The 8,859-nt window shown below is 73.4% G+C and carries 10 protein-coding genes; 6 read left to right on the plus strand and 4 right to left on the minus strand.

The annotated features are described in order from the left end of the window. Positions 1-31: 31 nt before the first annotated feature. Together ABZ914_RS37380 and ABZ914_RS37385 are read right to left on the minus strand one after the other, a co-directional pair. Positions 32-889: an esterase/lipase family protein gene (locus ABZ914_RS37380; protein ID WP_500199099.1), complete on the minus strand. Its 858-nt coding sequence runs from the start codon at positions 887-889 to the stop codon at positions 32-34. A gap of 319 nt (positions 890-1,208) precedes the next feature. Continuing rightward, positions 1,209-1,868 carry a TetR/AcrR family transcriptional regulator gene (locus ABZ914_RS37385; RefSeq protein ID WP_500199102.1) on the minus strand — a complete coding sequence of 220 codons (660 nt, stop codon included), beginning with the start codon at positions 1,866-1,868 and terminating at the stop codon, positions 1,209-1,211. 54 nt (positions 1,869-1,922) lie between these two features. Between ABZ914_RS37385 and ABZ914_RS37390 the strand changes: the two genes are divergently transcribed. Continuing rightward, positions 1,923-3,359 (plus strand): MFS transporter, encoded by a 1,437-nt coding sequence (locus ABZ914_RS37390; protein ID WP_500199104.1) that lies wholly within the window; start codon positions 1,923-1,925, stop codon positions 3,357-3,359. Continuing rightward, entirely contained in the window at positions 3,356-3,736 is a 381-nt protein-coding gene (locus ABZ914_RS37395) for a cupin (RefSeq protein WP_500199105.1), read from the plus strand. Before ABZ914_RS37390 ends, ABZ914_RS37395 begins: the two co-directional genes overlap by 4 nt. 45 nt (positions 3,737-3,781) lie before the next feature. On the opposite strand, the gene ABZ914_RS37400 is transcribed toward ABZ914_RS37395, so the two are convergent. After that, on the minus strand, positions 3,782-4,924 hold the full coding sequence (locus tag ABZ914_RS37400; RefSeq protein WP_500199106.1) for a CaiB/BaiF CoA transferase family protein: 1,143 nt from the start codon (positions 4,922-4,924) through the stop codon (positions 3,782-3,784). A 134-nt stretch (positions 4,925-5,058) separates the two neighbouring features. Next, on the minus strand, positions 5,059-5,400 hold the full coding sequence (locus tag ABZ914_RS37405) for a hypothetical protein (protein ID WP_500199108.1): 342 nt from the start codon (positions 5,398-5,400) through the stop codon (positions 5,059-5,061). Between ABZ914_RS37405 and ABZ914_RS37410 the strand changes: the two genes are divergently transcribed. The 4 genes from ABZ914_RS37410 to ABZ914_RS37425 all read left to right on the plus strand — a co-directional run. Further along, positions 5,399-5,665 (plus strand): AMP-binding enzyme, encoded by a 267-nt coding sequence (locus ABZ914_RS37410; RefSeq protein ID WP_500199109.1) that lies wholly within the window; start codon positions 5,399-5,401, stop codon positions 5,663-5,665. The two genes, ABZ914_RS37405 and ABZ914_RS37410, sit on opposite strands and share 2 nt — an antisense overlap. Before the next feature lie 39 nt (positions 5,666-5,704). Then, positions 5,705-6,883, plus strand: coding sequence for an amidohydrolase family protein (locus ABZ914_RS37415; RefSeq protein ID WP_500199111.1), 1,179 nt, complete (start codon positions 5,705-5,707; stop codon positions 6,881-6,883). 17 nt (positions 6,884-6,900) lie between these two features. Further along, on the plus strand, positions 6,901-8,493 hold the full coding sequence (locus ABZ914_RS37420) for a methylmalonyl-CoA mutase family protein (RefSeq protein WP_500199113.1): 1,593 nt from the start codon (positions 6,901-6,903) through the stop codon (positions 8,491-8,493). Continuing rightward, positions 8,493-8,859 (plus strand): cobalamin B12-binding domain-containing protein (locus ABZ914_RS37425; protein WP_500199114.1); only part of this gene is annotated, 367 nt, incomplete at its 3' end. The genes ABZ914_RS37420 and ABZ914_RS37425, both read left to right, overlap by 1 nt.

Raw genomic sequence — 8,859 nt, forward strand, 5'->3', positions numbered from 1 at the left:
GACCGCCGGGCGCCGCCTCTCTCCGGGAACGTCAGCCGAGCGGGTTGCCGCAGTCGATGGGCCAGTACGGGCCCCAGACGTCGAGCGAGTTCTCCACGAACTTGATCATGACCGGGTCGAACGCGATGCCCACGTGCGCGTTGGTGTCGTTCGCGCACTTGTCCTGCAGCAGCACGTTCTGCGCGTTGGAGCCGTTCAGGAACTCCGAGGTGTACGGCGTGACGACCTCGTCGTACTTGGTGGACAGCACGATGTACTGCACGCCGGGCACCGTGTCGCCGCCCGCGTTGAGGTTCTTCAGGAAGTCGGAGTCGGTGATCTGCTCGCCCGCCGCCGGCGCGGCCTTCACCACCGCCTGCGTGATGCCGAGCAGGCTGCCGAGCTCCACCAGCCCGTCCAGGTTCGTCCCGTGGTTGGACGGCACGATCCCGATCAGCTTGTTGACCTTCGACGCGCCGCCGAGGAACTTCAGGTAGTAGCGGGGCATCATCCCGCCCTGGGAGTGCCCGACCATGTCGACCTTCGAGGCGCCGGTCGCGGCCAGCACCTTGTCGACGAACGCCGACAGCTGGCCCGCGGACGCGGCGATCTCACCGGTGCCCTGGATGGGGGCGTCCTGCGCGCCGCCGTAGTTGAGCGCGTAGACGCAGTATCCGGCCTTCTTCAGCGCGGGCGAGAGCTTCTGCCAGTTGAACGCCATGTTCTCGAATGTGCCGTGCACCAGCACCACCGGACGCGGGTGCAGGAACGACGGCTTGCAGTTCCAGTCGTTGGCGCCGTCCGGGCTCGTCTCCGCGTGGGCCGCGGGCGCGGCCACGGCGGACAGCCCGAGGGCGGTGGGGATCGCCGCGGCGATGACGGCCCAGGACTTGAGTCGCCTGAAACGCATGTTCATCTCCCTGGAAGCGGGCACGCCGAAACGGCGCCGGAACCCCGCGAAGGCGAGTGCGGGGCCCCGGCCGCGGATCGTCGTGAGATCGGGGGTGGGTGCGGCCGCGCGGATCAGCTGAGGTGGTGACAAGGTACGGCCGCGTTTCCGCGCGGTCTTGTAGCAGGACTCGCCACTTGGCCCGGAGGAATTGTCAGGCGGCTCACAACCCGGGCCGCCCGCATGCCCTCCGACCTGCGGCGTGCCCGTGCGCGAACCGCGGCCCGGCCGTGCGCGCCCCTGCGGCGGCGCCGTGCGCGTAACGCGGCGGCGCCCGGGGCTAAGGCGCGCCGACGAGCCCGTCGACCAGCGCGCGCAGGCCGTCGGCGTAGGTGTCCTGCGCGGTCAGCGCCGCCCAGCGGTCCGCGACCCGCGCGAGGCGGGGCAGCTCGGCGGCGTCGATGTCGGCGAACACCCGCTCGCGGTAGGTCGGCCGCTCGTCGCCCGCCCGGCGCCGCGCCGCCGCGGCCCGCACGATGATCTCCCCGGCGGTGTAGTACCAGATCGCCCGGTAGGCGTGGACGGCCCGCTCGGGGCTCAACCCGCTCTCCTCCAGACCGGCCAGGATCTGCTCGACGAACCACAGCGCCGACCGCGACATCAGGTCGTCGGCCGTGAGCACCTCCGCGATCCAGGGGCACGCGGCGAGCGTCTCCCGGATCGCGGCGGCCGCCGCCACGACCCGCTCGCGGGGATCGGCGGGCAGGTCGGGCTCGCGCGCCATCCGCGCGGCGTAGTCGTCCAGCAGCAGGACGAGCAGCTGCTCCTTGTCGCGGACGTGGTGGTACAGCGCCATCGGCGTGCTGCCGACCTCCTTGGCCAGCCGGCGCATCGTCAGCCGGTCCACGCCCTCCTCGTCCACGATCCGGCGCGCGGTCTCGACGATCTCGGCGCGGGAGATCCGGGGCGGCCTGCCCCGCTGGGCGGACGGTTGCGGCATGCCCCCATCATCGCGGACTCGACAGCCGGGCCCGCCGCCGGTTAGTTTTTATACATGTACAAAAAAGAACGCCCCTGGGCGGTGCTCGCGGCGGCCTGCGTCGCCCAGTTCGTCTTCGCGCTGGACATGGCGGTGATGAACGTCGCGCTCCCGGCGATCAGGACCGCCCTCGGCTTCGCACCGGTCGGCCTGTCCTGGGTCGTCCACGTCTACGCGCTCGCCTTCGGCGGGTTCCTGCTGCTCGGCGGCCGGGCCTGCGACCTGTACGGGCGGCGCCGGATGTTCGTCCTCGGGCTCGCCGTGTTCGGGCTGTGCTCGCTCGCCGGCGGGCTCGCCCAGGCGCCGTGGCAGCTCGTCGCGGCGCGCGCCGGCCAGGGTCTCGGCGCCGCCGCCGCGGCCCCGGCGTCGCTCGCCCTGCTGACCACCACGTTCACCGAGGGCCGCGCGCGGGTCCGCGCCCTCGGCGTGTGGAGCGCGATGAACGCGGCGGGAGGCGCCCTCGGCGTCCTCGCGGGCGGCGTGCTCACCGAGTACGCGGGCTGGCGCTGGGTGATGCTCGTCAACCTGCCCTTCGTCGCGCTCACCCTCGCGTTCGTCCCGGCGGGCGTCGCCGCCCAAGCGCGCGCGGGCGCCCGCGAGCGGATGGACGTGCCCGGCGCGGTGCTGGCGACCGCCGGGTTCGGGCTGCTGGTCGTCGGCGTGGTGCGCACCGACGCCGTCGGCTGGTCGGACCCGGCCACCCTCGCCTGCCTCGGCGGCGCCGCCCTGCTCCTCGCGGCCTTCGTCGCCGTCGAGGCCCGGGTCCGCGCGCCGCTCGTGCGGCTGGGCCTGCTGCGCAACCGCTGGGTCGCGGGCGCGAACGTGATCGTCTTCCTGGCGGCGGCGGGCCAGTTCGCCGCGTTCTACTTCGTCTCCCTCTACATGCAGCAGGTGCTCGGCATGGGCGCCGCCGAGACGGGCCTGGCCTTCCTGCCGTTCTCGGCCGGCGTCGTGCTCGGCACGCTGCTCGCGACGCGGGTCGCCGGGAGCCGCTCGCCCCGCGCGGCGCTGGTGCCGGGCAGCCTGCTCGCCGCCGCCGGGCTGGCCTGGTTCACCCGGATCAGCCCGGACGGCGGCTTCCTCACCGACGTGCTCGGGCCGTCCGTCGTCTGCAGCCTCGGTATCGGGCTCGTGCTGGCGCCCGTCGCCGCCGCAGCGACCACCGGGGTCGCCGCAAGGGAGGCCGGGACGGCGTCGGGGCTGCTCAACAGCTCCCGCCAGCTCGGCGGCTGCGTCGGCCTGGCCGCCTTGGCCACGGTCGCCGCGCACCGCACCGGCGACGCGGCCTCCCCCGCCGCGCTGAACGGCGGCTACGCCCTGAGCCTCACCGTGTCCGCGGCCCTGTTCCTGGTGGCCGCGCTCGTCGCGCTGGCCCTCCCCCGCCGGGAGCGGTCCGCGCCCGTACCGTCCGCCGCTCCGGCGGAGAACCGACTGGAAGGAACACCGTCATGACGCAGCCGATCGACCTCTTCGCCCTCGCCCTCACCTTCCACCCGGACGGCGCGGTGCGCAGCGGCGAGCGCCGGATGACCACCGACGACGGCGGGTGGCAGGTGGCGGCGTTCCACGTCGAGACCGACGCGGACGTCCACGCCGACCACTGGGAGGTGCACCCGGCGGCCGAGGAGGCGGTCTGCTGCCTGGCCGGCGGCGGAGTCCGCATGTACCTCCGCCCCGAGGAGCCCGGCGGCGAGGAGGAGATGGTCCGGCTCCCGGCGGGCCGCGCCGTGATCGTCCCCCGGGGCCGCTGGCACCGCCTGGAACTGGACGGCCCCAGCGACGTCATGTCCATCACCCTGCGGCGGGGCTCCCGGCAGGAAAGGCGCTGACACCCCCGGAGGGCGCCCGCCCGGGCGCCCTCCCAGGCGCGGGCGTCAGGCCTGGGCGACCGCGCCGTCGGCGAGGAGGGCGTCGATGTCGTCGAAGCCGAGGTCCTCCAGGACGGCGCGGGTCTGGCCGCCGGGCAGGACGGGTAGCCCGTCGGTGTCGGTGGCGGTGCGGGAGAAGCGCGGCGCCGGGGCGGGCTGGCGGTGGCCGGCGCGCTCGGGGAAGACGTCGCGGGCGGTGTTGAAGGGGTGCTCCTTGGCCTCGTTCATCGACAGGACGGGCGCCACGCACGCGTCGCTGGGCACGAAGACCTCGGTCCACTCGTCGCGGGTCCTCGCCTTGAACGCGGCGGCGAAGCGCTCGCGCATCTCGGGCCAGCGGGCGCGGTCCTGCTGGTCGGGCAGGTCCTCGGTGTCGACGCCGAGGCGGCGCACGAACTCGGCGAAGAACTGGGGCTCGATCGCGCCGACCGCCATGTGCTCGCCGTCGGCGGTCTCGTACACGTCGTACCAGGGGGCGCCGGTGTCGAGGAAGTTGACGCCGCGCCGGTCCTCCCACATGCCGCCCGCGAGGAAGCCGTGGATGAAGGTGGACAGGTGGGCGGCGCCGTCCACGATGGCGGTGTCGACGACCTGCCCGCGCCCGCTGGTCTTGGCCTCCAGCAGCGCGGCGAGGACGCCGACGACGAGGTACATGCTGCCGCCGGCGAAGTCGCCGAGCAGGTTCAGCGGGACCTGCGGCGGGCCGCCGGCGCGGCCGATGGCGTGCAGCGCGCCGGTGATGGCGATGTAGCCGATGTCGTGGCCGGCGGTCTGCGCCAGCGGGCCCTCCTGGCCCCAGCCGGTCATCCGGCCGTAGACGAGGCGGGGGTTGCGGGCGAGGCAGTCGTCCGGGCCGAGGCCGAGGCGCTCGGTGACGCCGGGCCGGAAGCCCTCGATCAGGACGTCGGACCGCTCGACGAGGCGGAGCACGACGTCCTTGCCCTTCTCGCTCTTGAGGTCGATGGCGATCGAGCGCTTGCCGCGGTTGCTGAAGTCGGTGCCGCCGGTGGCGGCGTCCCGCACCGCGGACGGGCGGTCGACCCGGATGACGTCGGCGCCGAGATCGGCGAGCAGCATCGCGGCGAACGGCCCCGGCCCGATCCCGGCCAGCTCGACCACGCGCACTCCGGAGAGCGGCCCCTTGCCCATCTGCAGCCCCTTTCGGTCCCACCTGTCTCCGCCGGGGGCCGGTTCCCGGGGCGGTCCCCCCGCGGCCGGCGCTGAATCCCGTTCGGTCACCCTAGTGTGCCCGATCGCGGTAAGTGGGTTCTGACCGGCCCCGTTCAGCGGGACGCGGCGGTGACCGCGACCGGGACGTTCGGGCCGCGCTCCGGCCGGGCGACCAGCAGCCGGTGATCGGTCGTGGCGGGGCCGAGCGCCCCCCGCACCCGCGGGACGAGCCCGGACGCGGCGGCGGCGAGGAAGTACCAGCGGCCCGACGGCGACTGCCACCAGGTGCCCGACACCGGGCGCCGCGCGTCGCAGGGGCCGGTGTCGTGCGGCCGGTCGGCGACGAGCATGGACGCGCCGGCCCGCCCGCCGTCGGCGTAGGCCGTCCGGGTGCAGAACCATCTGGCGGGCGCGCCGCCGTGCGGGAGCGTCCCGGACCAGAACTCCCAGGCCATGGCGTCGGTGACGGGACGGCTCCGCGGCGGTTCGAGGCAGCCGAGCCCCGACGAGCGGCTCGGCGAGCACGCCGCGGCGGTGCTCCGCCTGCGCTCCGGGCATACGGCGCCCAGCCTTGAGGAGATGCGCGACCACCTGGAGCGGGTGGGGCTGGCCCGGCAGAAGTGGCCGGAGGAGCTGCACGCGGTCGAGGACTTCCCGCGCACCGCCAGCGGCAAGATCCAGAAGTTCGTGCTCCGCCGGGACATTGCGATGTGCGGATAGTGAGAATAATATTCTCGCTATCGGTAAAGGAGGATCTCGATGACGACGCGTGCGCTGCCGTATCCGCTGTTCGACGCCGACAACCACCTGTACGAGACGCAGGACGCGCTGACCCGGTACCTGCCGAAGCGGTACGCGGGCGCGATCCGGTACGTCCAGGTGGACGGACGCACCAAGATCGCGATCCGCGGCCAGATCAGCGAGTACATCCCCAACCCCACCTTCGACGTCGTCGCCCGGCCGGGCGCGATGGAGGACTACTTCCGGCACGGCAACCCCGAGGGCAAGAGCAAGCGGGAGATCTTCGGCGAGCCGATGCGCTCCGTCCCCGCCTTCCGCGAGCCGGGCCCGCGCCTGGAGCTGATGGACGAGCTGGGCATCCAGCGCACGCTGATGTTCCCCACGCTCGCCAGCCTCATCGAGGAGCGGATGCGCGACGACCCCGACCTCATCCACGTGGTCGTCCACGCCCTCAACCAGTGGCTCCACGAGACCTGGTCCTTCAACTACAAGGACCGCATCTTCACCACCCCGGTCATCAGCCTGCCCATCGTGGAGAAGGCGATCGCCGAGCTGGACTGGTGCCTGGAGCGCGGCGCGAAGGTCGTGCTGATCCGGCCCGCGCCCGTCCCCGGCTACCGGGGCCCGCGGTCGTTCGCGCTCCCCGAGTTCGACCCGTTCTGGAAGCGGATCGTCGACGAGGGCGTCCTGGTCGGGATGCACTCCTCCGACAGCGGCTACAGCCGGTACGCCAACGACTGGGAGGGCCACGGCGCCGAGATGCTGCCGTTCAAGACCAACGCCTTCCGGATGCTGGCCGAGTGGCGGCCGGTCACCGACGCCGTCGGGTCGATGGCGTGCCACGGCCTGCTGTCGCGGTTCCCCGAGCTGAAGATCGCGGTCATCGAGAACGGCTCGTCCTGGCTGCCGCCGCTGCTGGACCAGCTCGCCGACGTCCGCAAGAAGGCGCCGGAGGCGTTCACCGAGGACCCGGTCGAGGCGGTCAAGCGCAACATCCACGTCAGCCCGTTCTGGGAGGAGGACATGGCCGACCTCGCCGGCCTCATCGGCGTCGAGCGGGTGCTGTTCGGCTCGGACTACCCGCACCCGGAGGGGCTGGCCGACCCGGTCAGCTACGTCGACGCGCTCGGGAAGCTGTCCGAGGCCGACCAGGCCAAGATCATGGGCGGCAACCTGGCCCGCCTGATGTCCGTCTGACGCGCCCGCATCCGGCGATGAACGACCCCACGCAGACGGACTCCCCGCGGACCTCGTCCGGCATCCCCCTCCAGGCGGTCTACGGCCCGGCGGACGCGGGCGCCGCGCCGCCCGAACCGGGGCGCTTCCCGTTCACCCGCGGCAACCACGCCTCCGGCTACCGGGGCAGGCTGTGGACGTTCCGGCAGTACTCCGGGTTCGGCACCGCGGAGGAGTCCAACCGCCGCTACCGCTACCTCCTCGACCAGGGCGGCACCGGCCTCTCGGTGGCGCTCGACCTGCCCACCCAGTGCGGCTACGACTCCGACGACCCGGAGGTGGGCGACGAGGTCGGCCGCGTCGGCGTCGCCGTCGACACCCTGGCCGACGCCGAGATCCTGTTCGACGGCATCCCGCTGGACCGGATCAGCACCAGCTTCACCATCAACGGGACCGCCGCGATCCTGCTGGCGTTCTACGTGGCGGCGGCCGAGCGCAAGGGGGTGCCGCGCGCGAAGCTCACCGGCACCATCCAGAACGACATCCTCAAGGAGTACGCCTCGCGCGGCACCTGGATCTGGCCGCCCGAGCCGTCCCTGCGGCTGATCGCCGACACCATCGAGTTCTGCGCGGCGGAGGTGCCGAGGTTCAACGCGATCTCGGTGGCGGGCGCGCACTTCCGCGACGCCGGCGCCAACGCCGTCCAGGAGATGGCGTTCACGCTCGCCGACGGGGTGACCTACTGCGACACCGTCGTCGAGCGCGGCCGGATGACGATCGAGGAGTTCGCGCCGCAGGTGTCGTTCTTCTTCTACACGCACGGCGACTTCTTCGAGGAGATCGCCAAGTACCGGGCGGGACGGCGGCGCTGGGCGACCATCGTCCGGGAACGCTACGGGGCCGCCACCGACCGGGCGTCGATGTTCCGGTTCGGCTGCGTCGCCGGCGGCGCCTCCCTCTACGCGCCGCAGGCGCGCAACAACGTCGTCCGGATCGCCTACGAGGCGATGGCGTCGGTGCTCGGCGGCGTCCAGTCGATGTTCACCGCCGCGTGGGACGAGCCGTTCGCCCTGCCCAGCGAGGAGTCGGCGACGCTGGCGCTGCGCACCCAGCAGATCCTCGCCCACGAGACGGGCGTCGCCCGGGTCGCCGACCCGCTCGGCGGCTCCTACTTCGTGGAGGCGCTCACCGACGCCACCGAGGCCCGCATCGTCGAGATCATGGACGATCTGGACCGGCACGGCGGGATGGTCCGCGCGATCGAGGACGGCTACCTGCAGGGCCTCATCGCCGACGAGGCGTACCGGATCCAGCGCGACATCGAGTCGGGGGCCCGGCCGGTCGTCGGCGTCAACCGGTTCGCCTCCGACGAACCGGCGCCCGAGATCGCCGCCTACGAACTGGACGCGGCCGGCCGGGACCGGCAGCTGAAACGGCTCGCGCGGGTGAAGGCGGAGCGCGATCCCGCGGCCGTCCGCGCCCGGCTCGCCGACCTCTCGCGCGCGGCCGAAGGCGAGGACAACCTGATGGGACCCCTGATCGACTGCGCCGGCGCCTACTGCACGGTCGGCGAGATGGTCGCTGCGCTGAAGGCGGTCTGGGGCGAGTTCCAGCAGCCGGTGGTGTTCTGATGCCGGCCCGCGTCCTGATCGCCAAGCCCGGCCTGGACGGCCACGACCGCGGCGCGAAGGTGGTCGCCCGCGCGCTGCGCGACGCCGGCTTCGAGGTGGTGTTCACCGGCATCCGCCAGCGCGTCGAGGACATCGTGGCCATCGCGCTGCAGGAGGACGTCGCGGTCGTCGGCCTCAGCATCCTGTCCGGCGCGCACCTGGCGCTCACCGCCCGCACCGTCGAGGGCCTGCGCGCCGCGGGCGCCGGCGACATCACCGTGATCGTCGGCGGCACCGTGCCCGCCGCCGACGTCCCGCGCCTGCGCGAGGCGGGCGCCGCCGCGGTGTTCCCGACCGGCACCCCGCTCGACGACCTCGTGGCGGGGG

It is taken from the genome of Spirillospora sp. NPDC046719 (assembly GCF_040645715.1).
Classification (GTDB): domain Bacteria; phylum Actinomycetota; class Actinomycetes; order Streptosporangiales; family Streptosporangiaceae; genus Spirillospora.

What these genes read in the sequence shown, in the direction of transcription:
- ABZ914_RS37400 (WP_500199106.1), bottom strand. Translation starts at nt 4,924, where the DNA reads ATGGGCAAGGGGCCGCTCTCCGGAGTGCGCGTGGTCGAGCTGGCCGGG.
- ABZ914_RS37410 (WP_500199109.1), top strand. Translation starts at nt 5,399, where the DNA reads ATGGCGTCGGTGACGGGACGGCTCCGCGGCGGTTCGAGGCAGCCGAGC.
- ABZ914_RS37415 (WP_500199111.1), top strand. Translation starts at nt 5,705, where the DNA reads ATGACGACGCGTGCGCTGCCGTATCCGCTGTTCGACGCCGACAACCAC.
- ABZ914_RS37380 (WP_500199099.1), bottom strand. Translation starts at nt 889, where the DNA reads ATGCGTTTCAGGCGACTCAAGTCCTGGGCCGTCATCGCCGCGGCGATC.
- ABZ914_RS37405 (WP_500199108.1), bottom strand. Translation starts at nt 5,400, where the DNA reads ATGGCCTGGGAGTTCTGGTCCGGGACGCTCCCGCACGGCGGCGCGCCC.
- ABZ914_RS37390 (WP_500199104.1), top strand. Translation starts at nt 1,923, where the DNA reads ATGTACAAAAAAGAACGCCCCTGGGCGGTGCTCGCGGCGGCCTGCGTC.
- ABZ914_RS37395 (WP_500199105.1), top strand. Translation starts at nt 3,356, where the DNA reads ATGACGCAGCCGATCGACCTCTTCGCCCTCGCCCTCACCTTCCACCCG.
- ABZ914_RS37420 (WP_500199113.1), top strand. Translation starts at nt 6,901, where the DNA reads ATGAACGACCCCACGCAGACGGACTCCCCGCGGACCTCGTCCGGCATC.
- ABZ914_RS37385 (WP_500199102.1), bottom strand. Translation starts at nt 1,868, where the DNA reads ATGCCGCAACCGTCCGCCCAGCGGGGCAGGCCGCCCCGGATCTCCCGC.